The organism is Kitasatospora misakiensis (assembly GCF_042656005.1).
GTDB lineage: Bacteria > Actinomycetota > Actinomycetes > Streptomycetales > Streptomycetaceae > Kitasatospora > Kitasatospora misakiensis.
Genome location: NZ_JBHSOF010000045.1, coordinates 35,335 through 60,400, shown reverse-complemented (window position 1 = coordinate 60,400; position 25,066 = coordinate 35,335). Strand labels below are relative to the sequence as shown.

15 protein-coding genes and 1 pseudogene are annotated in these 25,066 nt (G+C 73.9%); 8 read left to right on the top strand and 8 right to left on the bottom strand.

From position 1 onward, the window contains the following. Positions 1-424: 424 nt before the first annotated feature. The 3 genes from ACFP3U_RS27955 to ACFP3U_RS27945 all read left to right on the top strand — a co-directional run bounded on the left by ACFP3U_RS27955 (position 425) and on the right by ACFP3U_RS27945 (position 4,118). A complete protein-coding gene (locus tag ACFP3U_RS27955) occupies positions 425-1,429 on the top strand; it encodes a LacI family DNA-binding transcriptional regulator (protein ID WP_380228480.1) in 1,005 nt (334 codons plus the stop codon). A 181-nt stretch (positions 1,430-1,610) separates the two neighbouring features. Next, complete coding sequence (locus tag ACFP3U_RS27950) at positions 1,611-1,922, top strand: DUF1490 family protein (RefSeq protein ID WP_380228479.1); 312 nt, start codon at positions 1,611-1,613, stop codon at positions 1,920-1,922. Between the two features lie 3 nt (positions 1,923-1,925). Next, the gene (locus ACFP3U_RS27945; protein WP_380228478.1) at positions 1,926-4,118 is read left to right on the top strand and encodes a heavy metal translocating P-type ATPase; all 2,193 of its coding nucleotides are present in this window, start codon (positions 1,926-1,928) and stop codon (positions 4,116-4,118) included. Positions 4,119-4,144: 26 nt separating this feature from the next. On the opposite strand, the gene ACFP3U_RS27940 is transcribed toward ACFP3U_RS27945, so the two are convergent. Then, complete coding sequence (locus tag ACFP3U_RS27940; RefSeq protein WP_380228477.1) at positions 4,145-5,464, bottom strand: YibE/F family protein; 1,320 nt, start codon at positions 5,462-5,464, stop codon at positions 4,145-4,147. A 175-nt stretch (positions 5,465-5,639) separates the two neighbouring features. Here ACFP3U_RS27940 and ACFP3U_RS27935 point away from each other — a divergent pair, with 175 nt between their 5' ends. Next, positions 5,640-5,891 (top strand): type B 50S ribosomal protein L31, encoded by a 252-nt coding sequence (locus tag ACFP3U_RS27935; protein WP_380228476.1) that lies wholly within the window; start codon positions 5,640-5,642, stop codon positions 5,889-5,891. A 90-nt stretch (positions 5,892-5,981) separates the two neighbouring features. On the opposite strand, the gene ACFP3U_RS27930 is transcribed toward ACFP3U_RS27935, so the two are convergent. After that, entirely contained in the window at positions 5,982-6,425 is a 444-nt protein-coding gene (locus ACFP3U_RS27930; RefSeq protein WP_380228475.1) for an SRPBCC family protein, read from the bottom strand. A 246-nt stretch (positions 6,426-6,671) separates the two neighbouring features. Here ACFP3U_RS27930 and ACFP3U_RS27925 point away from each other — a divergent pair. The 3 genes and pseudogenes from ACFP3U_RS27925 to ACFP3U_RS27915 all read left to right on the top strand — a co-directional run. Continuing rightward, positions 6,672-6,818: pseudogene (locus ACFP3U_RS27925) on the top strand (nuclear transport factor 2 family protein); the annotation flags it as partial. Further along, positions 6,815-7,654: an NmrA family NAD(P)-binding protein gene (locus tag ACFP3U_RS27920; RefSeq protein WP_380228474.1), complete on the top strand. Its 840-nt coding sequence runs from the start codon at positions 6,815-6,817 to the stop codon at positions 7,652-7,654. The pseudogene ACFP3U_RS27925 and the gene ACFP3U_RS27920, both read left to right, overlap by 4 nt. 70 nt (positions 7,655-7,724) lie before the next feature. Continuing rightward, complete coding sequence (locus ACFP3U_RS27915) at positions 7,725-8,321, top strand: TetR/AcrR family transcriptional regulator (RefSeq protein WP_380228473.1); 597 nt, start codon at positions 7,725-7,727, stop codon at positions 8,319-8,321. A gap of 39 nt (positions 8,322-8,360) precedes the next feature. Here ACFP3U_RS27915 and ACFP3U_RS27910 read toward each other — a convergent pair whose 3' ends face one another. The 6 genes from ACFP3U_RS27910 to ACFP3U_RS27885 form a co-directional block, all read right to left on the bottom strand. Beyond that, complete coding sequence (locus ACFP3U_RS27910) at positions 8,361-8,819, bottom strand: hypothetical protein (RefSeq protein ID WP_380228472.1); 459 nt, start codon at positions 8,817-8,819, stop codon at positions 8,361-8,363. Beyond that, positions 8,816-11,749, bottom strand: coding sequence for an AAA family ATPase (locus ACFP3U_RS27905; RefSeq protein ID WP_380228471.1), 2,934 nt, complete (start codon positions 11,747-11,749; stop codon positions 8,816-8,818). Before ACFP3U_RS27905 ends, ACFP3U_RS27910 begins: the two co-directional genes overlap by 4 nt. Then, positions 11,746-12,825: an RNA-dependent RNA polymerase family protein gene (locus ACFP3U_RS27900; RefSeq protein ID WP_380228470.1), complete on the bottom strand. Its 1,080-nt coding sequence runs from the start codon at positions 12,823-12,825 to the stop codon at positions 11,746-11,748. Before ACFP3U_RS27900 ends, ACFP3U_RS27905 begins: the two co-directional genes overlap by 4 nt. A 2-nt stretch (positions 12,826-12,827) precedes the next feature. Then, positions 12,828-13,871, bottom strand: a complete 1,044-nt coding sequence (locus ACFP3U_RS27895) for a trypsin-like serine peptidase (RefSeq protein WP_380228469.1) — start codon at positions 13,869-13,871, stop codon at positions 12,828-12,830. A gap of 165 nt (positions 13,872-14,036) precedes the next feature. Next, a complete protein-coding gene (locus ACFP3U_RS27890; RefSeq protein WP_380228468.1) occupies positions 14,037-19,658 on the bottom strand; it encodes a non-ribosomal peptide synthetase/MFS transporter in 5,622 nt (1,873 codons plus the stop codon). Continuing rightward, the gene (locus ACFP3U_RS27885; RefSeq protein WP_380228467.1) at positions 19,655-24,700 is read right to left on the bottom strand and encodes an amino acid adenylation domain-containing protein; all 5,046 of its coding nucleotides are present in this window, start codon (positions 24,698-24,700) and stop codon (positions 19,655-19,657) included. Before ACFP3U_RS27885 ends, ACFP3U_RS27890 begins: the two co-directional genes overlap by 4 nt. On the opposite strand from ACFP3U_RS27885, the gene ACFP3U_RS27880 reads away from it, so the two are divergent. Further along, on the top strand, positions 24,684-25,043 hold the full coding sequence (locus tag ACFP3U_RS27880) for a hypothetical protein (protein ID WP_380228466.1): 360 nt from the start codon (positions 24,684-24,686) through the stop codon (positions 25,041-25,043). The two genes, ACFP3U_RS27885 and ACFP3U_RS27880, sit on opposite strands and share 17 nt — an antisense overlap. Positions 25,044-25,066: the final 23 nt, after the last annotated feature.

Genomic DNA, 25,066 nt, shown 5'->3' with positions numbered 1-25,066 from the left:
GCGCGCCCGGCTTGGGAAGCGCCCGCCGGGCCCGGCGGTGCCGACCGGCGGGCCGGCCGGGGCCGGACCACGGCCGCGACCAGCGCGGAGCCCGGTCCCGGGGCGGTGGGGCGCTCGGCCGGGCGGCGTGTAAGTTACAGCGTTTTCTGGGAGCGCTCCCACACCTGGTGACGGTGTCTCACATGCCCCGGCTAGATGTGCGGGCGCGTCCGCCCGCGGCCCGGGCAGGCGCGCTCCCACCGCGATTCCCCGCCGATCCCCGATCGGTGTCGGATCCCTTGACGCTGATCGTTCAACCGACCAAGCTGGCAGCGGTGGGTGGACCGGCGCGGGGTGTGCCGGTCCGAGGGTGTAGCTCCCGTGTCGAGGACCGATCCAGGACGGCACCATGCCCCAAGCCATGCCTCAACCCATGCCCCAACCCGTGCCTCAGCCCATGCGCGGCAACGAGTCCGCCCCGACGCTGGCCGAGGTCGCCCGCCACGCCGGTGTCTCCACCGCGACCGCCTCCCGGGTGCTGAACCGTTCCGCCCGGGTCTCCCTCGACGTCGCGGCCCGGGTCGAACGGGCGGCGCGCGAGCTGGCGTACGTCCGCCGCCGGGCGCCCCGGGCCCGGGGAACCGGCGTGGTGGCCGTCGTGGTCTTCGCCGATCCGCTGCAGTACCACGCGGACGCCTTCCCGGTCCGGCTGCTGGCCGGGCTGCGGCGCTCCCCGTCGGGCGCCGAGCGGGAGTTGGCCGTCTTCACGGTGCCCCGCCGCTCCCGGCGGCCACCGCTGGTGCGCTACCTCTGCGGCGGCCACGTCGACGGCGTCCTGCTGGTCGGCCCCTGGGGGGACACCGCGCTCACCCGGCTGCTGCACGCGGCCGGGGTGCCCGTGGTGTCGCTGGGCCGGCCCTCGGAGCCGGACACGGTGGCGTTCGTGGACGCGGACAACCTCGCCGGCGCCAGGGACGCGGTGCGGCGGCTGTACGCGTCCGGGCGCCGCTCGGTGGCCACCATCGCCGGCCCGCCGGACACCGCCGCCGGCGCGGACCGGCTGGCCGGGTACCACCAGGCGGTGGCCGCGATGGCCGCGGTACGGCCGGCCGTGGCGTACGGCGACTTCAGCAGCGCCTCCGGCGAGCACGCGATGCAGTGGCTGCTGGACCAGCGCCCGGAGCTGAACGCGGTGTTCGCCGCCTCCGACCAGATGGCCGCGGGAGCGCTCAGGACCTTGCGGCGGCACGGCCTACGGGTGCCCGAGGACGTGGCGCTGATCGGCTTCGACGACGCACCCGTCGCGGCGCTGTGCCGACCGGGACTGACCACCGTCCGCCAACCGGTGGAGGAACTCGGCTCCCGAGCCATGGAGTTGCTGCTGCGGAACCCGGCCCGCGGCGAATCGGTGGTCCTCCCCACCTGGCTGGTCGTCCGGGCCTCGGGCTGACCGCCGCCCCGCTGTCAACGTTGACAGCGGGCGGCCGGACCCGCGCTCCCGCATCACCCCGAGCCTCCAGGACCGGCCCGAGCACCCGCCGCCGGGCCCGTCGGCATGATCTCCCTTACCGTGGAAAGAGGGAGACACGTGTTCGCCAGGCCCCCGGGCACCCTGAGCGAAGGAGAACACCATGAACCCCGCCGCTGTCGCCGGCACCGCCGCCGGCCGTCTGATCCACTACACCGTCTCGGGCGTCGTCGGCGGGCTGGTCCTGCGCGGGGCCGCCCAGGCCGCGCCCAAGGCCGGACCGACGGCGCGCCGGGTGCTCGTCAACGGCATCGCCGGCGGCATCAGGGCCAGCCGATGGGTCTCCGGCGCGGCCGAGGAGGCCCGGCTCAAGGCCGGGGACGTGCTCGCCGAGGCCCGTTCCACGCTCGGCGAGGAGGCCCCGCCGCCGTCGGCGGTGAGCCCCGAGGCGCACGACCACGACCACGAGCACTGAGCCATGTCCGGCGTGATCGTCCGGTCCGTCGCCGCGGGCCGGATCCGGCTGACCGTACCGTGGCTGCGGGCCCGGCCGGGCTGCGCGGGGCTGGTGGACGACCGGCTGGCCGGTCTGGAGGGCTTCCGGGCGCTGCGGGTGTTCCCCCGCACCGGGAGCGTGGTGATCTGGCTGGTCCCCGACCACCTCGACGTGGAGCGGCTGGTCGCCCGCCTGGAGGAGCCGCCACCGGCGTCCGCGCCCGTCCGCGCCAGCCGTTCGCTGCCGGACTCCACCACCGGTGAGGTCGCCCGGCTGGTGGTCGGCGGCGCCGTTCTCGCCGCGGTGGCCCTGCGGCGGGTGCTGCTGCGCCGCCCACCGGTGGTCGCCGGCCGGGGTGCCGGGCTGCTCGGCGCGGTGACGGTCTTCACCGGCCTCCCGTTCTTCCGCGGCGCCCTGCGCACCCTGCTCGGCCGCCGCAGCCCCGGCACCGACTCCCTGGTCACCGCCGCCACCGTGATCTCCCTGCTGCTGCGGGAGAACGTGGTCGCCCTGACCGTCCTGTGGCTGCTGAACATCGGGGAGTTCCTGCAGACCCTCACCCTGCGCCGGACACGCCGCGCCATCGAGGACCTGCTCGCCATCGGCGAGGAGCGGGTCTGGCTGGTCCGCGAGGAGGGCGTCGAGATCGAGATCCCGCTGGAGGAGGTGGCCGTCGGCGACGCGGTGGCCGTCTACGAGCACCACCGGATCCCGGTCGACGGCATCACGCTCTCCGGCGAGGCGCTCGTCGACCAGGCCGCCATCACCGGCGAGGCGCTGCCCGTGTACGCGCGGGAGGGCTCCGAGGTGTACGCGGGCACCATCGTCACCTCCGGCTCGCTGACCGTACGGGCGACCTCGGTGGGCCGCGACACCACCGTGGGCCGGATCATCACCCGGGTCGAGGAGGCGCAGAGCGACCGCGCCCCGATCCAGACCGTCGCCACCCGCTTCACCCGCCGCTTCGTCCCGGTCTCCTTCGCCGTCGCCGGCCTCACCTACCTGCTCACCCGGGACGCCCGCCGGGCGATGACGATGCTGCTGATCGCCTGCCCCTGCGCCGCCGGACTCGCCACCCCGACCGCCGTCAGCGCGGCCATCGGCGCCGGCGCCCGCCACGGCGCGTTGATCAAGGGCGGCACCCACCTGGAGGGCGTCGGCCGGGTCACCGCCGTCGTCTTCGACAAGACCGGCACCCTCACCATCGGACGGCCCCTGGTCACCAGCGTGGTGACGTTCAGCCAGGACTTCACCGCCGACGACGTCCTGAGCCTCGCCGCCTCCGGCGAACTGCACGCCCGCCACCCGCTCGCCCAGGCCATCGTCCGGCGCAGCGAGGAGGAGCACCTGACGGTCCCCATCCACCAGGCCTGCGAGGTCGTCCTCGGCATGGGCATGCGCGCCGAACTCGACGGCTCCCGGCTGCTGGTGGGCAGCCCGGCGCTGCTGCGCCGGCACGGCGTGGAGCTGCCCGAGCAGGCGGCGCGCTGGACCGAGCAGCTGCGCGCCCACGGCGAGACCGTCATCTGCCTCGCCCACGACGAGGACCTGATCGGCATGCTCGGCGTCTCCGACGCGGTGCGCGCCGAGGCCGACACCGTCGTCCGGCAGCTCCAGGACCTCGGCGTCACCCGGATCCTGCTGCTCACCGGTGACGCCCCCGAGACCGCCCAGGTCGTCGCCGACAGCCTCGGCATCACCGAGGTGCACGCCCACGCCCTGCCCGAGGCCAAGCTGCAGATCATCCGCGACCTCCAGTCCGAGGGCCACCTGGTCGCCATGGTCGGCGACGGGACCAACGACGCCCCCGCGCTGGCCCTGGCCGACGTCGGGATCACCATGGGCGAGCACTCCTCCCACGTCGCGCTGGAGACGGCGGACATCGCGCTGGCCGGCAACGACCTGCGACAGGTGCCCGCCGTGGTCGAACTCAGCCGGCACACCCTGCGGGTGGTCCGCCAGAACTACGGGCTCGCCATCGGCGTCAACCTGGTCGGCCTGCTCGTCGGCGCCGGCGGCTCCCTCAACCCCGTCCTGGCCGCGCTGCTCCACAACACCAGCAGCATCGCCGTCGTCGGCAACTCCGCCCGCCTGGTCAACCACCAGCCCCACCTGCCCGGCGCCCCCGGGCCCGTCCGGCACGCCGCCCCGCTGGAGGACCGCCGGGTGCGCTGAGCCTGGTGTGCTGAGCCGGTCCGCTTTCAGGTCCGGTCGGCAGCACCGCCACGTCGACGCCGCCGACGGCGGTGCCGCGGGCGGGTCGGGCCGGCCGCCCCGCCGGCCGCCCCGGGTACGGAGTCGGGGTGGTCGGCCGCGGCGATCAGGGCGGCCAGGCCGGTGGTGACCGGCACCGAGGCGACCAGCCCGATGCTGCCGACGAGGGTGCGGGCGATCTCCTCGGCGACGAGCTCGCTGGTCGCCACCGACACGAAGTCCCGCTGGGCGATGGAGAAGAGCAGCAGGAGCGGAAGGGCCGCGCCCGCGTAGGCGAGCACCAGGGTGTTGACGGTGGAGGCGATGTGGTCGCGGCCGATCCGTACGCCCGCGTTGTAGAGGCGGCGGGCGTTCATGGTGGGGTCGGCCTGCTTCAGCTCCCAGACCGCCGAGGTCTGGGTGACCGTCACATCGTCGAGCACCCCGAGGGAGCCGATGATGAAGCCGGCGAGCAGCAGGCCGCGGATCTCGATGCCCGGGTAGAGGCCGTGGATGAGGCCGGTCTCCTCCGAGGTGTTGCCGGTGAGGTGAGCCCAGTTGGTGAAGACCAGACCGAGGACGCCGATCAGGATCAGCGAGACCAGGGTCCCGAGGACGGCGACCGAGGTGCGGGCGGAGAGTCCGTGGCACAGGTACAACGCGACCAGCATGATCGCGCTGGCGCCGACCACCGCCACCAGCAGCGGATCGGAGCCGCGCAGGATGGCCGGGAGGATGAACAGCGACAGGACGGCGAAGCTGATCGCCAGGGCGATCAGCGCGGTCAGGCCGCGCCAGCGCCCCACCGCCAGCACGGCCACCGCGAACAGCCCCGCCAGCAGCGCGATCGGGGTGTCCCGGTCGACGTCGACGACCGTGTACTGGAGGTCCTGCGGCGCGTCGGGCGAATACGTCAGGATCACCTCCTGCCCCACGCTGTAGCGGCGCAGCTCGCCCGGGTGCACGCTCACGGTGAACGTGCGGCCCTTGTCCGCGCCGGTGGTCACCTGGACGGTGTCCTGCTGGCAGGTGCCCGGGTCCGCGGGGTTGATGTCGGAGCAGGGCACCTCCACCACCCGGGTGACCTTGCCGCGCTGGGTCTGCTGGTCGAAGCCGACGCCGGTGCGCTCGTGCGCCGGCACCCCGCCGGGCCACAGGACGATGAGCCCGACGACGACCGCCACCCCGAACGGGATCAGCACGGCGGCGATGACCCTGCGCAGGTGGGCCGAGACCGGCGTGGCGGGGCCGTGGGCATGCACGTGGCCCGCGCCGACCAGTGCCTCGTGATGGTGCGGGTCGCCGTCGCCCGGCGGCCTTTCCTCCATGCTGCGGCTCCTCACACGCTCCTGCTACCACCTGTGATCATCGGGTCTTCCCCACGCTCCCCCCGGCAGCCCCGGTCGGCCGGGCGCGCCGCCGTCGGCTCCGCATCATCCTAGATGAAAACGGATTTCATTTTGCTATAGTCCTGCCACAGCAACGACCCGACAGGAGATCCCCATGCGCCCCGACATCCACCCCGCCTACCGCCCCGTCGTCTTCCGCGACAAGGCCGGCGGCCTCGCCTTCCTCACCCGCTCGACGGTCACCAGCACCGCCACCGTCGAATGGGAGGACGGCAACACCTACCCCGTCATAGACGTCGAGATCTCCTCCGCCAGCCACCCCTTCTACACCGGCAAGAACCGCGTCCTCGACACCGCCGGCCGCGTCGAGCGCTTCCAGCGCCGCTACGGCACCGCCCACTCCTGAACGACCGCACCGAGCCCACCACCCCCACCCCGCCCCCGACGACAAAGGCAGCGGCCACCCCGGATCGAGGTGGCCGCCCTGCGTGTGAGGTCAGGACCCCTCGACGGCGGCCTTGATCCGGCGGCCGAAGTCGGGGGCGTCCTTGCGGGCCGCGCGGAGCGCCGGGCCGAGCAGGACCTTGCCAAGTCCGTGGCCTTCGAGCTGGTTGAAGACCCGGACACGGGTGCGGCCGTCCGGCAGCGGCTCCAGGTCGTAGCCACCTTCGGCGGTGATGAGGTTCTTGCTCTCCTCGGTCCAGCGGACCGTGCGCGGTGCCTCCAGGCCGGTGATGCGGAACTGGCGGGCGGACTTCATCCCGGCGTCCTTCACGGTGCTGCGGAAGACCGTCCCGACGGCGGTCGGGCCGTCCGGAGTCTTCGTGATCTCCAGGACCCGGGGGCTGAACTCGGGGTCGTGGCGGCCGTCGGCGAGATACGCGAAGACCTCCTCCACCGGGCGGGCCACCTCGACACTCGCTTCGAACAGTCCGGACATGTCGACTCCTCGCTCCGCGCCCGGTAGGCGCTTCCTCGCCAGGATTCCAGAGAGCCCCGCCCCTCGCCTCCCGACCTCGCCGGACCCATGGTGATCTCCTTGCTAAGCGGACCGACGGTCCGTATGCTTCAGGCCATACGGACCGCCGGTCCGTTTTCTGGCCAGGTCCCCATGACGTCGAGCAGAACGGAAGCCTTGACCATGACCATCCCCACGCCGGCCGAAACGCTGTACCGCCACGGTCTGCAGCTGGTGGAGACGGACAGCCCCTTCGACATGACCTACATCGCCGTGGTCACGGTCAAGGCCGGACTCATCACCTCCTACCGCGACTACTGGAACCCCCTCGCCGTCTCCCTGCCCGGCACCGACTTCGCGGGAGCGACCCGATGACGACCTCCGGCACCACCCTGGTCATCGGGGCCACCGGCACCACCGGCCGCCGCGTCACCGCCGGGCTCCTCGCGGAGGGCCACCGCGTCAAGGCGGGCAGCCGCAGCGCCGAGGGCGCGCGGGCCGTCCGCTTCGACTGGTACGAGCCCACGACCTGGGGCGAGGCCCTGGACGGCGTCGACCGCGCCTACCTCGTCCCGCCCGTCGGCTCCTCCGACCCGGCCGCGGTCCTGCTGCCCTTCCTCCGCCGGGCCCGCGCGGCGGGCCTGCACCGCGCGGTGCTGCTCAGCTCCTCGGCGATCCCCGCGGGCGGTCCGGCGGTGGGCCTGGTCCACGAGGAACTGCCCGGCCTGTTCCCGGAGTGGGCGGTGCTGCGCCCCTCCTGGTTCATGCAGAACTTCGCCGGCTCCGCCCCCCACGCCCGCAGCATCCGGGCGGACGGCGCGATCCTCACCGCCGCCGGACACGGCCGCGTCGGGTTCGTCGACGCGGGGGACATCGCCGCCGTCGCCGTCCGCGCCCTGACCGACGACCGGGCCCCCGACACCGACCTGGTCCTCACCGGCCCGCAGACGCTCAGCTACGACGAGGTCGCCGCGACCATCAGCGAGGTCACCGGCCGACAGGTCGTGCACCGGCACTTGACCTTCGAGCAACTGCGCGACCGCTGGGCGGCCGAGATCCCGCTGGAGTTCGCCACCATGCTCGCCGGCATGGACCGCGCCATCGCCGACGGCGCCGAGGACCGCACCACGGACACCGTCCAGCGCCTCACCGGCCGCCCCCCGGGCACCCTCCGCGCCTTCGTCGAACGGGAACTCGAACGGAACGGTTGATCCCGAGGCGGCGGCATATCATTCCCGAGGCCGAGCCGAGCCGAGCCGACCCGAAGACCCAGGAGGACCCGTGGCCCAGCGCACCGAACGTGCGGACGCCCTGCGCAATCGGGAAGCCGTCCTGGCCGCCGCCGACACCCTCTTCGCCGCCAGCAGCAGCCCCCACAGCGTGTCGATGGACGACATCGCGACGGCCGCCGGCGTGGGCAAGGGCACCCTCTTCCGCCGCTTCGGCGACCGCGCCGGCCTGATCGCCGCCGTGATCGCCGCCCGCCTCGAACCCCTGCAGCAGGCCGCACGGGAGGCCCGGGACTCGGCCGGATCCTCACCTCGCCAGCAGGTGCTGGACCTCCTCGACACCGCACTCAGCTTCAAGATCGAGAACCGGAACCTGATGGCCGCCGCCGAGGAAGCGGGCATCAGCAGCCCCTACCAGGCCCAGCACTACGCCTGGTGGCACGAAACCCTGCGCGCGGCATTGCAACGGGTACCCGGCCTCCCCAACCCGGACTTCGCCGCCCACGCCCTCCTCTCCGCCATCCGCGCCGACCTCGTGGTCCACCTGATCGGCACCCAGCAAATGACACCCGAAGCCCTGCGCTCCTCCCTCGCGGCCCACGTCGACACCGTCCTCACCACCGGCTCGAACTCCCCCGGCACACGTTAGGAGACATGACGGTCCGGCCACCGACCCCGGCGGCCGGCCTCAGGCGGGTGGGAACAGGCGGTCCGCGAGGGTTCGGAGGGCGTCCGGTGACGGCTCGCGCTCCCGGTCGGCGACCGACCCGCGCTCCACGCCCTCGGCCGCCGCATAGGCGCGGGCCTCGGCCGTGGCCGTGGTGTCGGCCTCGGCCCGGACCGCCCGGTCCGCGCGGACGGCCTCCGCCAGGGCCTGTGCCTTGCCGGTCACGACGCCCTTCTCCGCCGAGGCCCGGACCGATTCGGCGGTCGCCCGGTCGGCGGCGTCCGCGGCATGACGGTTGATCTCCCGGCCGAACAGCCAGCCCAGGGCGGCGAACGCGATCGCCTCCACCCCGGAGAACACCAGGAGCCGGTGCGTCCACGCCGGGTCGCCGTCCTCGGCGTTCGCCCAGAGCAGCGCGGCGAAGATCACGTAGGTGACCGTCACCACGACGGTGATGATCACAGCGACGGTGCGTTTCATGATGTCTCGCCCTCCGACCGGCGGTCCTTTCCCGGCGGGTCGTACGACGCGATCGCCGGGCTGTCCACCTCGTACCGGAAACCCTGGACCAGAGCGCGGATCCAGCTGCGGCCGTGCTCGGGTCCGCCGTCGAGGTACGCGGCGATCCGGAGCCCCTGCTCGGCACCGGTGCGGGCGGCGGCCCAGTCGAGGAGGTCGCCCAGTGGGTCCGCCTCGGCGCTCCCCCGGGGGACCTGCTCCGGCGGGCGGCCGTCCGAGGGCGCGGCCACGGCGTTCATGAAGTCCCGCAGGCTTGCGGCACTCACCTCGGTCGCGAGGACCTCCTGCCAGGTGTCGTCCGCGAACCGGATCCCGACCAGCCCGGCGGCCATCGCCACCAGCGCCGGGAGATCCTCCCCCGCCTCCGCGGCGAGGTCGTGGACGAGCGCGGGGTGGTCGGCCCATTTCCGGCGCCCGACCGAATCGGCGTCCCCGATCACCTCGGACCGCAGGCGCCGGGCCTCCGGCGATTCCCCCGCTCCCGTCCGCCGGTACAGCCGGAGCCGGGCCACCCGGTTCTCCAGCCTGCGCCAGCGGCCCCCCGCCTCCGCGGCGGCCGGCTCGGCCTCGCGCAGCCAGTCCAGCGCCTCCGCGAACCTCTCCCGGTCCTCCAGCACCCGGGCCCCGAGGACCGTCAGATCGGCGAACCCGGTCCGGTTCCCGGCCTCGGAGCTCTGGCACAGCGCCTCCTGCGCCAGGCGGACGGCCCGGTCCGCCTGTCCCGTCCTGGCCAGCGCCGTGATCGACGGGGCCGCGATCCCCGGCCGCAGCCCGAGGGCCGGCCGCTCACCGAGCACGGCGAGAGCGTCGGCCGACCTCCCTGCATCGAGCAGCTCGCGTGCGATGCGGACCGCCTGCCGGACCCACGCCTCGTCGTCGGCCGCCGCCCGGACCTCGGGCGTCACCACAAGACCGAGCCGGTCGGCCAGGTAGACCCGTCCCGTCGGCGGCAACTCGTCCAGGGCCGACTCCAGCAGCGGCGCTGCCTCCGGCGACCAGTGCTCGTCCAGCACGGCGGTCGGCTGCCCGAGCGCCAGCCGGTGGTAGAGCTGCTCCGCCCTGGCCTCCGGCCCCTCGCGAGCCAGGTAGTACTCCACCGCCTCGCGGTTGATCCGCTCGACCTTCTGGCCGTACCGCTCGTAGAGCAGGGGAAGCATCACCCGGCGTACGTCGGCCCGGTGGACGACGGCCTCCTCGCCCGGCACGGGCTCGACCAGGGAGGCCTCGGCCGCCAGCCCGCGGAACAGCGCCCGGGCCCTCGCCTCGTCGACCCTGCCGAGCCCGCACGGGCGGGCCAGGACCTTCCGGATGACCTCCGGAGTGACCCGCCGGACCGTCAGCCCCGGACTGGCGATCCTCCGGAGGTCCTCGTCCCCCAGCTCGTCGAGGATGCGCTGGTACAGGACCCCCTGCACCTGCTCGGCCGGCAGCCGGAACAGGATCCGGCGCCTGGTCTCCAGCGCGACCGGCCCCTCGCGGCGGATCAGATCGGCGGCGAGTTTGAGGCTGAGCGGGACGGTCCCGACGGTCGCGATCACCCTCCTCAGGAACTTGTCGTCGGCCTCGGTGACGGCGACATCGCGGAGCCGGCGGTGCAGGTAGTCGAGGGCGACCTCGGGCTCGAAACCCTTGATCTCCATGGTGCGCACCTTGCGCTGGAGCACCGGCGCCCGGCCCGCGAGCACCAGCCGCACCGAGGGGTGGACGAACTGGAGGAAGTCGAGGGTGTCCCACAGGGAGCGCAGCACCGCCTCGCCGAGGCGCTGGGCGCGCTCGACGGTGTCGACGACGAGCAGCAGCGGACCGGGCGGGCCCCCCGTCGCACGCCGGGCCAGCGCCGCGAAGTCGGCAATCAGCTCCTGCTCGTCGCGCCTGGACGAGCGGAGTCCCACCGGTTCCCGGTGATCGCCGTCGCCGAGCACGGAGACCTCGCGCCGCAGCGCGGCCCGCACCGACTCCTCCAGCTTCCGGGCCGCACCGGAGACCTCCGGGTACATCAGGCCCAGTTGGCGGACGGCCTCGGCGACCAGGGTCAGCGGCCGGCCGGGCAGCAGATCGGTCCGGTCGAAGGACAGGTACACGAACGGGATCGGACGGGCCCCGGGCATGCCCGCGTGGTCCAGGACGAAGCGCGCCACCAGGGTGGACTTGCCGACCCCGCCCGGGCCGTGGAGGAACAGCGGCAGCCCCGGGCCGGGGGTGATCGCGGAGCGCACGTTGCGGACGACGGCTCGTTTGAGTGATCGGGGCGGCAGGACCCCGACGTAGTCCTCCAGTACCGCCAGCTCCCGCTCCCGGCCGACGAAGCCCTCGCCGGCGAGAGCACGCAGGGGGCCGAGGACAGTCGCGACTCCGACGGCCGACTCGATGTCGGCCCTGGCCGGCATCGCGATCCGTTCCGTCAGCAGTCTCCGGGCGCGGGGAGCCGCCTCGACCCATTCGACGAAGCGCGAGGTTCCGCTCAGCTGGTCGGCGCTCTGCACGTACAGGCCGGGCGCCGTCCCGCTCAGGTAGGCGGTGGCCATGCGGCGCTCGACGTCGACGGGATCGGGTTCGGTGTAGTACAGGCTCCTGACCATGGACTCGACGGAGTCGAAGCGGTTCAGGGCCTCGGTCCGAATCTCGGGCTTCAGCTGCCACCGCGAGCCGTCGGCGGTCCGGACGGGCCGACAGTCCCGGTCGATGAACGCCCGAAGCGCGCCGTCGTCCGCCCGGGTACCGCCGGGGCGGAGCGAGGTGGCCCGGAAGCAGCCCAGCAGCGCACCGGCATCGCGGAGGAACCAGCGGGCCTCGCCGACCTCCTCGGAGCCGGATCCGGCTGCCCCGCTCACCCTCAGGTCGGCCAGGCGGCGCGCGAATTCCTCGTCGGAGAGTTCCGACGGCCTGTTCATCCGGTGCCTCCCTGGTCGCCGAAGAACGCCCGGGCGAGGCGGTCCGCGCGGGGTCCCAGGTCGACGGGCGGAAGCGGCCCCACGGCCGGGGCGGACCCGACCGCCTCCCGGACCAGCGTGTCGATCCGCTCGGCGGACAGCTCGTGATCCGATTCAGCCGCCGCCGAGAGGAAGAACCTCCGGACATCATCCGCGGTGATGCCGCGGATCGATTCCCGGAGCACGAAGGATTCGATGTCCCAGAGGTCGCGCTCGAAGTCCATCAGCACGACCCAGAGGTGGTCACCCGCCGTCTTCTTGTGCGCGCTCACCGCGATCTCGCCGACCATCATCAGACCGTGGTCCGTGATGTTCGTCCTGTTCACACCGTCAAGAACCAACCACAGGGGCTGTGCGAGCCCGGCGGCATTCACCCGGAAGTACCGCCCGAGGGGATTCAGCTGCTTCACCTCGTCCTCGGCCACCTTGGGGACCTCGTGCCAACCCAGCTCGCCGGCGACGTTCTCCATCACCTCGACCGGGCGCGCCGGGTGGCCCGCCCAGCGCTCGAAACTCACCAGCTTCGGCTCCGCTCCGAAGCACTGCCCGACATGGTGGATCAGGTACCAGGAGTGGGTCTTCCCACACGTCCCCTCGCCGTTCACCACCATCACATGGGAGTTCCTCGCGCCGGCGAACTTCCGCAGATTCGTCCGCAGGGCGTCACGGTCGATGACGGACGCGTTGTCCAGCAGCGCCGCACCGAACACCTTGCGGCGGACCTCCTCGTCGTCGGTCGCCGGTTCGTCCGCCCGCGCCAGGATCCGCTCGAAGAGCGCGGCGTATGCCGTGTGCCCCTTGCCTCGCACCACCAGGACCAGCTCCACGAACCAGCAGTCGTCCAGGGCCTTCCCGACGATGCCCGACCACACATGGAGCATCGCGTCCTCGAGGAAGAATTTTCCGGGGCTCTGCCCCACCTCCCGCAGGAGCGCGGCCGCCCTGTTCCCCGAGCCGTACTCGGCGACGAGGAACCCCACGAAGTCCACGATGTCCTGGTCCCCCGCTCGGAGGGTCGACCGCCTCATTCGTGGCATGACTACGCCTCACAGACCCCTGCCGCATGAAGGCCCTCGGCGACGAGCGCGATCCGAACGCCCTGGTTGCGGTACTCGCGGGCGTCGCCGTTCCGGTCCTCCACCCAGCGCGAGTGGAGCGCGACCACCTGCCAGCGCTCGTCGAACACGGGCGACCCCGACGATCCGTTCTCGGTGTCGGTCCAGTACTGCACCACCCGGTCGTCGACGTGCCGGACGAGGTTGTGATGGAGTCCGACCATCTTCGCTCCGCCGTGCGGATGCTGGATGATGTACACGCGGTCACCGACCGTGACCGGCTCCGCGCCGCCCAGCGCGATCTCGGGCGTACCGTCCGGAATCGCCGAAGCGACCCGGATCACCGCCCAGTCCTCGCCCTTCGCCCCCACGACGGACGTCACATCGCACTCGACGACGGTGTGCGCGAGATGCGTGCCCGCGAAGTTCTTCTCGTACCCGAACCACGCCTCGACCTTCTCCGCGCGTGCGTCACCGTGGTCGTGGTCGTACAGGACGTGGTGGTTGGTCAACAGCAGGTCGCCGCCGATACGGAACGACGTGCCGTAGTACTGGTCGCCGTTCGGCACGGTCACCAGCAGGCGGGCGACCGCCGGCGCGAGTTCGAGACCGCGGCGGAGGAACGCCACGTCCAGCAGGGAGTAGCCGGGGAAGATCTGGCGCTCCTGCCCGTCCGGGGAGGCGAAGTGCTTCCACACCCCCGGCTCCGGGGGCGGGGCCGGGGCCTCGACCACCGGCCTGTCCCGCATCAACTCCTCGACCCGCAGCGCGACGGCCGTGTCCGGACCGGACACGACCTGGTCGAGCAGTGCGTACAGCCTGTCCTGGCTCCGGGCCTTGTCCATCAGCTCGTGCCAGACCAGGTACATCGGCTGTTCCAGGAACACGGCCCCCAGGCCGACCCCCGCGTCCTGGGCCAGTTTCACGACGGGGCCGAGACGGACGTAGACCCCGCTCAGGTAGTCGCGTAATTCCCGCACCGCCGGATTCGAGAAGTCGAGCGGCAGCGTATCGAGGAATTCAGGCATCGCGACCTCCCGAACATCCTGCGCCCGTACGGCGCGCGGCACCGGGTCGGGGAGAGGCGGGAGGCCATGGCCGAGGAGCGGCTCGTGCACTCACCTTTCAGACTAGACCCGCCAGTTGGCCCCTGACCAGGGTGCAGCTCTCCGCGACGACCGGCGCACCAGGGGTCACCGGCGGGCCTGGAGATCGGCGCCGTCGACGCGGTCGGGCAGGGCGCGGTCGGACAGGGCGCGGTCGGGCAGGGCGCGGTCGGGCAGAGCGCGGCCGGGCAGGGCGCGGTCGGCGGTGGCTTGGAGGGTGTCGAGGTCTTCGGGGATCTCCGTGTCGGCGACGGCGTCCGGTAGGTCGTCCTCCATGTGGTGCAGGGGGCGGTGGCGCAGGCCGAGGAGGGCCCAGGTGATCAGGAGGGTTCCGCAGGTGACGAGGAGCAGGCCGGTCCCGCGGCCCGGGCCGGTGCCGAGGAGGCGGCCGACCGTGCCCGACAGCGGTCCTTCCGGGTGCAGGAGCAGGCCGGAGAAGTAGTCGGCGAGGGGTGGGGCGGTGAGGAAGGCCAGCGGGGTCATGGCGACGGCGAGCATCTGGTTGGTGGCGAGCACCCGGCCCTGGAGGTCCGGGCCGACCTTGAGCTGGATGATGGCGAGCCAGTGCGCGTTGAGGATGCTCATGGAGGCCCACCAGACGAGGGCGCCGACGGCTGCCAGCGGGACCGAGGGGCGCAGGCCGACCAGGAGGACGCCGAGGCCGACGCCGCTCACGAAGCCCACCATGCCGGTCGCCCGCCGTGCCGTGCCGCCCCAGAGGGCCACGATCAGGCTGCCGGCCACGGCTCCCGCGCCGCCGACGGCGGTGACCACGCCGACCGCCGTGGTGCCGCTGAAGGAGAGCAGGCTCGGGATCGTCAGCGTCACGGCGAGCGTGCCGAGGTAGTTCTCCACCATGAAGAACACGATCATGACCAGCAGCGGCCGCCGCCTGATCAGGAACCGCCAGCCGCCGACGATCGCCCGGGCGAAGGACTCCTCCCGCCGGCGGAAGAGCCGGTCGGGGAAGCGCACCGACAGCAGCGCGGCCAGGCCGACGAGGAAGGTCGCGACGTCCACGGCCACCACCCAGGGCAGGCCGACCAGTCCGATCAGCGCGCCGCCGGCCAGCGGGGCGATCAGCGTCCCCAGACCGGCGCCGAGGTTGGCCAGCCCGTTGGCCTGCACCAGGTAGGGCTTGGGGACGAGTTGGGCGACGGCCGCCAGGTAGGCCGGCCGCCGGAACGCCGTCACCAGTGACATGACGGCCACGATCAGGCCGACCTGCCACAGTGTCAGGCCGCCGGTCCAGAGCGCGGCCACCAGGGAGACCGTGGCGGTCGCGGAGACGGCGTCGCAGGCGAGCATGACCCGGCGGCGGTCGATCCGGTCCGCCACCGCGCCGCCCAGCGGCCCCGCGACGACCGCCGGGAGCATGGCGAGCATGCTGACCAGCGCGTAGTCGAGGACCCGCCCGCTGCGCTGGTAGGCCCAGACGCCGAGGGCGAACGAGGTCAGCGCGCTGCCGATCAGGGAGACCGTCTGGCCGGCGGCGACGACGTAGAAGTCCCTGAGGTCGCGCCGCGCCCGTCGGCCGACGACCGTGACGTCGGCGAGCGGCTCCGGCAGCCGGCCGCCGGCCCAGGCGCCGAGCCGCTCGCCGATCAGGTCGGCGAGCCGGTCGGCCTGGTGTTTGAGGAAGTAGTGGCCCGCTCTGGGGATGGTGGCCAGCTCGACCCGGTCGGCGAAGGCGCCCCACTCCGCGAACCGCTCCTCGTAGAGCTCGGTGGACCGGTCGCGTTCGCCGATCACGCAGAGCACCGGGGCCCGGAGCCGGCGGCTGTCCGGCCTGGTCAATTCGCCGGTGAACCAGCCCTGCGCCTGGTCCACGTCGTGGCGCAGACCGCGCAGCATGGTCCGCTGCGCTGCCCCGTCCTCGTTCCCGTCGTCGTCCCCGAGGTCGTCCATTCCGCCGAGGGTGCGCAGGAAGTCCCGGTAGGCCCGGTCGGACGTCCAGCGGGTGGCCGGGAACTTGCCGCGCAGCCAGGTCGAGAGACGCCCCGGCAGCCGCGCGCCGGGGAAGCTCCCGCCGACCAGCAGGCCGGTCACCGGGACGCCCTCGGCCTCCAGACGGAGCGCCAGTTCGGCGGCGGCGGCCGAGCCGACGCAGTGGCCGTACACCGCTACCGGACCGATGACCGGCTGGGTCGGGGCGGTCAGCTCGGTGACGACCCGGTCGATCAGCTCCGTCAGCGGGAGCAGCGGCTCGTCGGGCCGGGCCGGGTCGTGTCCCGGCAGTTCCACGGCCAGGACGGCCGCGCCGGGAATCGCCGCGGCCAGTTCCGTGGCGAGCGGACCGTAGGAGGCCGCGGAGCCGCCGCCGTAGGGGACGCAGACCACGGTGACGGTCGGGAGCCGGCCGGGCGGGGGCCCCGCCAGCCGGTGCAGCAGGCGACGCTCACCGTCGGGCCTGCCGTCCTGGGCCGCGTCGAGGAAGGCGGCCAGTTCGCGGACGGTCGGCCGGGTGAACAGGTCGATCACCCGGAGCGTCCGGTCGATCGCCCGGACGGCGCGCACCGCGCGGAAGGAGTCCCCGCCCAGGGCGAAGAAGTCGTCGTCGATGCCGATGCCGTCGTCCTCGGCCAGCCCGAGGACCTGTGCCCAGGCGTGCGCGACGCGCCGTTCGGTCGGCGTGCTCGGGGCGATGTGCTCGGCACTCGCCGCCGGTTCGGGGGCGGGCAGGGCGGACCTGTCCACCTTGCCGTTGGGGGTGATTGGCAGGGCGGGGAGGACGACGATCGCCGAGGGCACCATGTAGTCGGGCAGTCGCTCGCGCAACGCCGCGCGCACACGTGCGACGTCCACAGCGGACGCGGGAGTCACCCAGGCGGTGAGCCGCCGGGCGTGGGCCTCGCCGACCGGCAGGACCACCGCTTCGGCGATCTCCGGCAGCTCGCGCAGCGCGGTGGCCACCTCGCCGAGTTCCACCCGGAAGCCGCGGATCTTGACCTGGTCGTCGATCCGGCCGAGGAACTCGAACAGGCCGTCCGCCGTCAGCCGGACCCGGTCCCCGGAGCGGTAGCACCGTGCGGTGCCGGTGACCGGATCGGGGACGAAGCGCTCGTCGGTCAGGTCGGGGCGGCCGAAGTAGCCGCGCGCCACGCTCGGCCCGCCGATCCACAGCTCGCCGGGCACCCCGGCGGGCAGCGGCCGGCCGCCGGGGCCGACCACGTAGCAGTCCACGCCGGCCAGTGGCCGACCGATCGGAACCGTCCCCGAACGCCGGTCCGGCGGGACGTCCTCCACCGCACAGCCGAGCACGGAGACCGTGGTCTCGGTGGGGCCGTAGTGCACCTGCACGGCCAGCTCGGGCCGGGCAGCCCGGACTCTCGCCACCAGGTCCCAGGGGCACGCCTCGCCCGCGAGGATGAGCAGCTTGCGCGGCAGTACGCGGCCGAGATCCCCGTGGGCGGCGAGCAGTTCCAGGTGGCTCGGCACCATCTTGACCGCGTCGACCGGACGCGCCGCCAGGTACGCCCCGTACGCCTCCGGGTCGGTCGCCACCTCACGGTCCACCAGGTGCACCGTGCCGCCGGTGGCCAGCGCGCCGAACAGGTTGGTCATGCCGAGGTCCGCCGCGTGGGTCGACACCAGGGCGAACGAGCCCCCCGCGACGCCGCAGTCGGTCAGCCGCTCCGCGACCGCGTGGAGATAGTGGACGATCTGCCGGTGCTCGACCGTGACGCCCTTGGGGCGGCCGGTCGAGCCCGAGGTGAAGATCAGGTAGGCCGGCGCGGTCGGATCGACGGCGACGTCCGGTGCTCCGCCGGGTTGTGACGGTGGCGAGCCCGGGGCGGAGGGATCGTCAAGGATCAGCAGCTCCGCCACCGTGCCCGCCGGGAGCCGCTCCGCGAACTCCCGCTCCGCGAGCACCACCCGCGCGCCCGCCGTCGACAGGATGTCGGCCAGCCGGTCGTCCGGGTACGCGGGGTCGAGCGGCAGGTAGACCGCGCCGGCCTTGAGGGTGGCGAGCATGGCGACCACGAGCGGTGTCCGACGGTCGGCCAGGACGGCGACCGGTTCCCGCGAGCCGGCGCCGGCCGCGCGCAGCCGGTGCACGAGCTCGTTCGCCCGCCGGTCCAGCTGACCGTAGGTGAGTTCACCGTCGGGCCCCACGACCGCCGTCGCCTCGGGCCGTTCGGCCGCCCAGCGCTCGACCAGACCGTGCAGCGGCCGATCGAGGTCGAACCGCCGGCGCGGCCCGGACAGCAGCGGTCCGTCCACCGGCTCCAGGGCCACCTCGCGCACGGGGCGGTCGAGGTCGGACAGCACGCCGTCCAGCAGGGCCGCGTACCACTCGGTGATCCGCCGCGCGGTGGGCGGGTCGAAGAGGTCGGTGCGGTAGATCAGCGACCCCTCGTAGGTGTCGCCGGTGCTGCCCGAAACGGTGGCCGTGAACGCCAGGTTCAGGTCGAACTTGGCCGTGCTCGCCGGCGGTGCGAAGACCCGCGCCTCCAGTCCCGGGAAGCGCGGCGCCGCCGCCGGGGTGTCGATCACGTTGAGGAGGACCTGGAAGATCGGCGTGGTGGCGAGGTCGCGCGCCGGGCGCAGCCGGTCCATGATCCGCTCGAACGGGACCTCGGCGCGGGCGAAGGCCTCCAGCGCCACGTCCCGCACCCGGGTCAGCAGCTCCCGGCCGCTCGGCCCGCCGGACAGGTCGGTCCGCATGGTCAGGGTGTTGATGAAGAAGCCGATCGTGCGCTCGGTGCCGGGGTGCCGTCGTCCCGCCTCGGGCACGCCGACCGGCACGTCGTCCACGCCCGACAGCCGGGCCAGCAGCTCCTGCCAGACCGCGAGCAGCACCATGAACGGCGTGCAGCCGACCTCGGCGGCCCGCCTGCGCACCTCGGCGGTCAGGGCGGCCGGCAGGGTCACCGGGACTTCGGCGCCCGCCCAGTCCGCGACCGCCGGGCGGGGCCGGTCGGTTGGCAGGTCCAGCACCGGCTCCAGACCGGACAGCGTCCGGGCCCACCAGGCGAGGTCGGCCTCCGAACGGTCCCCCTCCTCCGGCCGCCGGGTGAGCCAGTGGGCGTAGTCCGCGTACTGGACCGGTGGCGGTGCGGGCGGTTCGGCCAGCCCGAGCCGCGCCGAGTAGAGTGCCGCCAGTTCCGTCACCGCCACGGCCCTCGACCAGGCGTCGAAGGCGATGTGGTGGACGGTCAGGGCCAGCACGTGCTCCTCGGTGCCGAGCCGGAACAGCGTCGCCCGCAGGGGCGGTTCCGCCGTCAGGTCGAACGGCCTGCGCACGTCCTCGCGCAGGCGGCGGTCCAGCGACTCCCGCTCCCCCGGCTCGGTCAGGTCGACCTCGGCCAGCGGCACCGCGTCCGCCGGGCCGGCGACCGCTACCGGCTCGCCGTCCGGTTCGCTGTCCGGCTCGCTGCCCGGCTTCTCGTCCGGTTCGGCGATCAGGCTTCGGAGGACCTGGTGTCTTTCCGCGAGATCCCGCACCGCGCCCAGCAGCGCCGCAGGGTCCAGCGGTCCGCGCAGGTGGAGCGCGACCGGGACGTGGTACGCGGTGCTCTGCGGATCCAGTTGGGTGAGGAACCAGAGCCGGGCCTGGGCGGCCGACAGCGGTGCGGGCGCGCTTGGATCCGGTCGGACGGGAATCGTCGGGGTGGTGCGGGACGCGGTGCGGCGGGCGGAGGCGAGCCGGGCGCGCAGCGCGGTGGCGAGCTGGGGATCCCGCCGGTCGGCGGACACCTCGGTCATGCGGCACCGCCGGCGGCGTCGAGGACCGGGGCGGCGAGGTCGGCCGGGGCGGCGAGATCGGCGCGAGCGGCCGAATCAACGAGACCGTCCGATTCGACGAGGTCGGCCAGCAGCAGAGCCTCCAGCCCGGCGGCGAAGTCGGCCAGGACCGGCCGCTCGAACAGCAGGCGCACCGGCAGCGCGAGGTCCAGCGCCGCCGCCAGCCGACCCGCGACCCGGGTGGCCGCCAGCGAGTGCCCGCCGAGCGCGAAGAAGTCGTCGTAGGCCCCGACCTCGGCGACGCCGAGCACGGCCTCCCACACCTCGGCCGCCAGCAGCTCGGCATCGGTGCGCGGGGCGATCCGGTCGCGGCTGGATTCGCGACCGGGCGCCGGGAGGGCGCCCCGGTTCACCTTGCCCGAGGCCGTCAGGGGCAGCGCCTCCAGCACGACCCATCGCCGGGGCACCATGTGGTCGGGGACGCGGGTGCGCAGGCGTTCCTCCACCGCGAGCGTGGGGAAGGCGTCCTCGGTCGCCGCCGAAGGTCCCATCGCGAGGTAGCCGACCAGGTGGGCGTCGGCTCCGTCGCCGAGCACCACCACGGCCGCGTCCACGACCACCGGCTCCGTACGCAGAGCGGTCTCGATCTCGCCGAGTTCGATCCGGTGGCCGCGCAGCTTCACCTGCTGGTCGCGGCGGCCCAGGAAGTCGAGGGTGTAGTCCGGCCGCCATCGGGCCAGATCACCGGTCCGGTACCGCCGCTCGCCCGGTGCGAACGGATCCGCGGTGAACGCCGCCGCGGTCGCGTCGGGCCGGTCGCGATAGCCCCGGGCGACGCCCGCACCGCCGATCCACAGCTCGCCGGCGACTCCCGGCGGCACCAGCCGGCCCATGGCGTCCAGCACGTAGGCCCGCTCGCCGGCCAAGGGGCGGCCGATCGGCACCGCCTCGCCGACGGGCGCCGCCACCCGCGCCATGGTCGAGTACACCGTGCTCTCGGTGGGCCCGTAGGCGTTCCACAACTCGCCGGTCCGCGCCAGGAGTTCGCGGGCCAGCACGGGGTCCAGCAGCTCGCCGATGCTGACGACGCGCACCTCCGGTCCCGACCACTGGGCGGCGACCAGCATCCGGAGGGTGGTGGGCGTCGCGGTCATCAACGTCACCCCGGACCGGTCGATGAACCGCGCGACGGCGTACCCGTCCACCGCGGCCTCGCGGTCCAGCATCGCCAGCCGGAGCCCGCAGGCCAGACTGACCCAGAGTTCGAACCCGAACACGTCGAAGGCCGATGAGGTGAGGCCCAGCATCACGTCGTCGGGTCGGACGCCCGGCGTGATCCGCATCGCGGCCACGAAGGCCGCCAGGTTCGCGTGCGTCACCTCCACGCCCTTGGGGCGGCCGGTCGAACCGGAGGTGTACAGCACGTAGGCGAGATCCGCGGGTGCCACCACGGGCAGGCCCGTGGGTCCGGGGTCCGTCAGACTACCCAGGTCGAGGACGCGGACGCCCGCCGATTCGCCCAGCTCTCCGGCCAGCGCGAGGGTCTCCGTGGCGGCGATGACGACGGTCGCCCCGGAGTCGGCGAGTTGATCGCGCAGCCGTTCGGTGGGCTGGTCCGGTTCCAGCGGGACGTAGGCCGCGCCGGCTCGCAGGACGCCGAGCAGGGCGGCGGGCAGGTACCGGTCGCGGGGAAGGCAGACCCCCACGGTGAATCCCGCCGTGGGTCCCGCCGCTCTCGTCGTAGACAGCGCCGCCGCCACTCGCCGGGACCATTCGGCCAGTTCCGCGTAGCTGAGCTCGCCGGCCGCGTCGGCGACGGCCACCGAGGTCGGCCGCCGGGCGGCCTGTTCGAGAACGGCCGCCACCACCGTCCGCGGACCGCCGGCGGGCAGCGGGACTCCGGTGCCGGCGGCGAGCAGCGCGGCCTTCTCCGCTCCGCTCACCAGCTCGACGGCCGACAGCGGCAGGTCCGGATCGGCCGCCGCCGCCCGCAGAACGCGGAGCAACCGGTCGGCGAACGCCTCCGCCTCGGCCGGGCCGAACCGGTCCACGTCGTAGTCGAGTTGAAGCTCGGGCCCGTGCACCGTCTCGTTGACGAACACGGTCAGCGCCGCCTGCGTCCCGCCGCCGGTCGCCTCGCCGAGCAGTTCCAGCCGGACGCCGTCGTGCTCCACGGCCACCGGGAGGCCGGCGGGCTGGAACGAGAGCACGACCGGGGTGCCCATCGTTCCCCGGGGGTGTTCGATGCCGGCCGCCTCGAAGGCCTCCTGCACGGTGAACTCCGGATGGTCCATGGCGCGGGCGGTCGCGGCGGCGGCGCGGCCGACGGCGCTCCGGAAGGAGAGTCCCTCCGCCAGCCTCAGCCTGATCGGCAGGATGCCGACCAGTGGCCCGATGACCGCCTCCAGCTCGGGGTGCGCCCGGTGCGCCACGGCGGCTCCCAGGACGACCTCGGACCGGCCGGTGAGGCCGGCGACCAGCACACCGAGCGCGGTCAGGAAGGTCGAGAACGGGGTGGAGCCGCAGTCCTCCGCGAGCGTGCGCAGCATGGCCGCCGTCTCGGCGTCCAGGGGGCGGGTGAACCGCTCACCGACCGACTTGGAGGGCGCTGTGGGCGCGGCTTGGACGAGGTCCAGCGGCGGGACGGCGTCCGCCAGTTCCCGGGCCCAGAAGGCTCGCAGTTCCTCGACCCGGTCGGGCCTGGCGGCCCACGCGCGCTCGTGCAGCGCGATGTCGCCGACCTGAACGGGCGGCAGCGGCGACGGCACGAGTCCCGACCCGCTGACCAGCTCCGACATCAGGACGCCGATCGACCAGCCGTCGAACGCCACGTGGTCGGTGACGACGACCAGTTCCGCGTCGTCCTCGTCGAGCCGGAGCAGGGTGGCCCTGAGCAGCGGTGTCTCGGTGGCGAGGTCGAACGCGCGGCCCGCGGCCGAGCGCGTCAGCTCGGCGGCCCGGCGCACCCGCTCCGCCTCGGGCGCTCCCCTGAGATCGTGCTCCTCGAACGGCACCGGGGCCGGCGGGCGGACCAGCGCGACCGGTGCATCGTCGACTCCCCGACCGGTGCCGTCCACTCCCACGCCGTCCACCACGACGCTGCGCAACACCTCGTGCCGCTCGACCACCGCGTCCAACGCGGCCCGCAGCCGCGCCGTGCTCGGCAGTCCGCGCAGGCGCAGCCGGAAGGCGATCGTGGTGCCGCGCTCGGCGGAACCGACCTGCCGCAGCAGCCACATCCCCTGCTGCGCGGAGGTCAGCGGGTAGCTGTCCCGCCCGGCGTGCCGGACCAACGCGGGCTCCGGCACGCTGCCCGAGCCCTCGGCCGACCGCGCCTGCACCAGCGCGGCGAGCCCGGCGACGGTGGGCGCGGCGAGGAAGGCCGTCAGCGGGACGGCCGTCCCGAACTCGCGGCCCAGGAGGGCGCAGACGCGAGCGGCCGCCAGGGAGTGGCCGCCGAGCGCCCCGAACTCGTCGTGGACGCCGACCTCCGCCAGACCGAGGACGCCGGCGACGGTCTCCGCGATCCGCCGCTCGGTGTCCGTGCGCGGGGCGGCGTACTCGGTGTCGACCCCGCGGCCGAACTCCACGGCGGCCAGCGCGGCGCGATCGGCCTTGCCGGTCGGACCGACGGGCAGGCGCTCCAGGACGGCGATCCGCGAGGGGACCAGGTGGTCCGGCAGCCTGTCCCGCAGCCAGGCCCGGAGCCGCGACTCGGTGAGCGTCCGGTCGGCCGACTCCGCGTAGGCCGTCAGCCGCCGGGTGCCGTCGGCGTCGGCCGGCGCCAGCGCCACGGCGTGCCGGACGGCCGGATGCGCCGCGAGCGTCGCCTGGACCTCGCCCAGCTCGATCCGGAAGCCGCGGACCTTCACCTGGTCGTCGATCCGCCCGGCGAAGTGGAAGCGGCCGTCGGCCCGCCGGACGAGGTCGCCGGTCCGGTAGTGCCGGACGCCGGCCGGGTCCGTGACGAACCGTTCGGCCGTCAGCTCCGGTCTGGCCAGGTAGCCCCGGCTGACCAGCGGGCCGGAGACCCAGAGTTCCCCGACCTCGCCGTCGCCGAGCGGGTGGCCGGCGCCGTCGCGTATCGAGAGCCCGCTCCCGGCGTACGGCGAGCCGATCGGCGGCTCCTCCCGTCCGACTCTCGGCACCTCGTGCGTCACGCAGCTCACGGTGCACTCGGTCGGGCCGTAGCTCTGGACGACCCGCCGGACGGCCGCGTTGGCGTAGATCCGGTCCGCCAGGGCCCGGGTGAGCGCTTCGCCGCCCGCGCGGACGGTGCGCACACCCGGCGGCAGCGGCTCTCGCACCAGCGCGGCCAGCGCGGACGGCGTCCCGTAGACCATCGTGACCTGGTCGCGCGCGGGAAGGGCGGGCAGTGCGAGCAGGTTCTCGGCCAGGATCACCGTCCCGCCGCGGAGCAGCGGCAGGAACAGCTGGGTCACCGACGGGTCGAAGCAGACCGAGGTCGCGGCCAGCATCCCGCGCAGTTCGCCGGCCGAGTAGACGGAGGACTCCCACCCGAGCAGGGCCGTCACGTTGCGGTGCTCGACCACCACGCCCTTGGGCCGGCCGGTCGAGCCCGAGGTGTACATCACGTACGCGGCGTCCGTCGGCTCACCGGCACTGTCAAGGTCCTCGGCGCCCGGGCCGACCGCGTCGACGAGCAGCAGGTCGACGCCGGCGGCCCGGAGCGCGTCGCCCCGGCGCTCCAGGACGGCCGCCGAGGTGACCAGGTGGGCGATCCCGGCGTCCTCGGCGATGAGCTCCAGGCGCTCCGCCGGGTACGCCGGATCCAGCGGCACGTAGGCCGCGCCCGCCTTCCAGACCCCCAACAGCGCGGGGACCAGCCACTCGTCGCGCTCCAGGCAGACCCCCACCAGCGAACCCCGGCCGACCCCCCGGCGGCGCAGCTCGCGGGCCACGGCGGCGGCCCTGCGGTCGAGTTCCGCGTACGCCGTCCGGACCGACCCCGCCACCACGGCGGTGTCGTCCGGAGTCCGTCTCGCCTGTTCCTCGAAGACCCGGTGGACCAGGTCCATCCCGAACGTGCCCGTCGACGTCATCGCCGATCCCCCTCGCGAACTCGCCATCACACCGGAACCGAGCCCGTCGCGTTCGTGGCGCTACGGGCTTTTGAGCGTTGGTCAGCTGCGGTGCCGCGCGCGAAGGCGGCCTTCGGAGATCGGTTCCGAGGCGTTCGGGGCGGGCTTCCAGCGGCGCCGCCCACCGTACTTCGCCGTCTCCGGTGCGGTCCAGGGTGTGATCACCGGGAAGAAGTGCGTGAGCGCGGCGGCCTCGCGGGGGATGATCCGCGAGCCGATTCCCGTGCGCGGCTCCGGAGTTGACCGGCCGGTCGGCCGCACCCGGAGCGCCGTCGGCGAGGAGCCGCCTGCCCAGCGGCGGTGACTCGATCGTTACCCACACGGGTC

Bases quoted from the DNA above. Each gene is read 5' to 3' on its own strand.
- ACFP3U_RS27950 (WP_380228479.1), top strand. From the start codon at position 1,611: ATGAACCCCGCCGCTGTCGCCGGCACCGCCGCCGGCCGTCTGATCCAC.
- ACFP3U_RS27945 (WP_380228478.1), top strand. From the start codon at position 1,926: ATGTCCGGCGTGATCGTCCGGTCCGTCGCCGCGGGCCGGATCCGGCTG.
- ACFP3U_RS27940 (WP_380228477.1), bottom strand. From the start codon at position 5,464: ATGGAGGAAAGGCCGCCGGGCGACGGCGACCCGCACCATCACGAGGCA.
- ACFP3U_RS27935 (WP_380228476.1), top strand. From the start codon at position 5,640: ATGCGCCCCGACATCCACCCCGCCTACCGCCCCGTCGTCTTCCGCGAC.
- ACFP3U_RS27930 (WP_380228475.1), bottom strand. From the start codon at position 6,425: ATGTCCGGACTGTTCGAAGCGAGTGTCGAGGTGGCCCGCCCGGTGGAG.
- ACFP3U_RS27920 (WP_380228474.1), top strand. From the start codon at position 6,815: ATGACGACCTCCGGCACCACCCTGGTCATCGGGGCCACCGGCACCACC.
- ACFP3U_RS27910 (WP_380228472.1), bottom strand. From the start codon at position 8,819: ATGAAACGCACCGTCGCTGTGATCATCACCGTCGTGGTGACGGTCACC.
- ACFP3U_RS27905 (WP_380228471.1), bottom strand. From the start codon at position 11,749: ATGAACAGGCCGTCGGAACTCTCCGACGAGGAATTCGCGCGCCGCCTG.
- ACFP3U_RS27900 (WP_380228470.1), bottom strand. From the start codon at position 12,825: ATGCCACGAATGAGGCGGTCGACCCTCCGAGCGGGGGACCAGGACATC.
- ACFP3U_RS27895 (WP_380228469.1), bottom strand. From the start codon at position 13,871: ATGCCTGAATTCCTCGATACGCTGCCGCTCGACTTCTCGAATCCGGCG.
- ACFP3U_RS27890 (WP_380228468.1), bottom strand. From the start codon at position 19,658: ATGACCGAGGTGTCCGCCGACCGGCGGGATCCCCAGCTCGCCACCGCG.
- ACFP3U_RS27885 (WP_380228467.1), bottom strand. From the start codon at position 24,700: ATGACGTCGACGGGCACGTTCGGGATGGACCTGGTCCACCGGGTCTTC.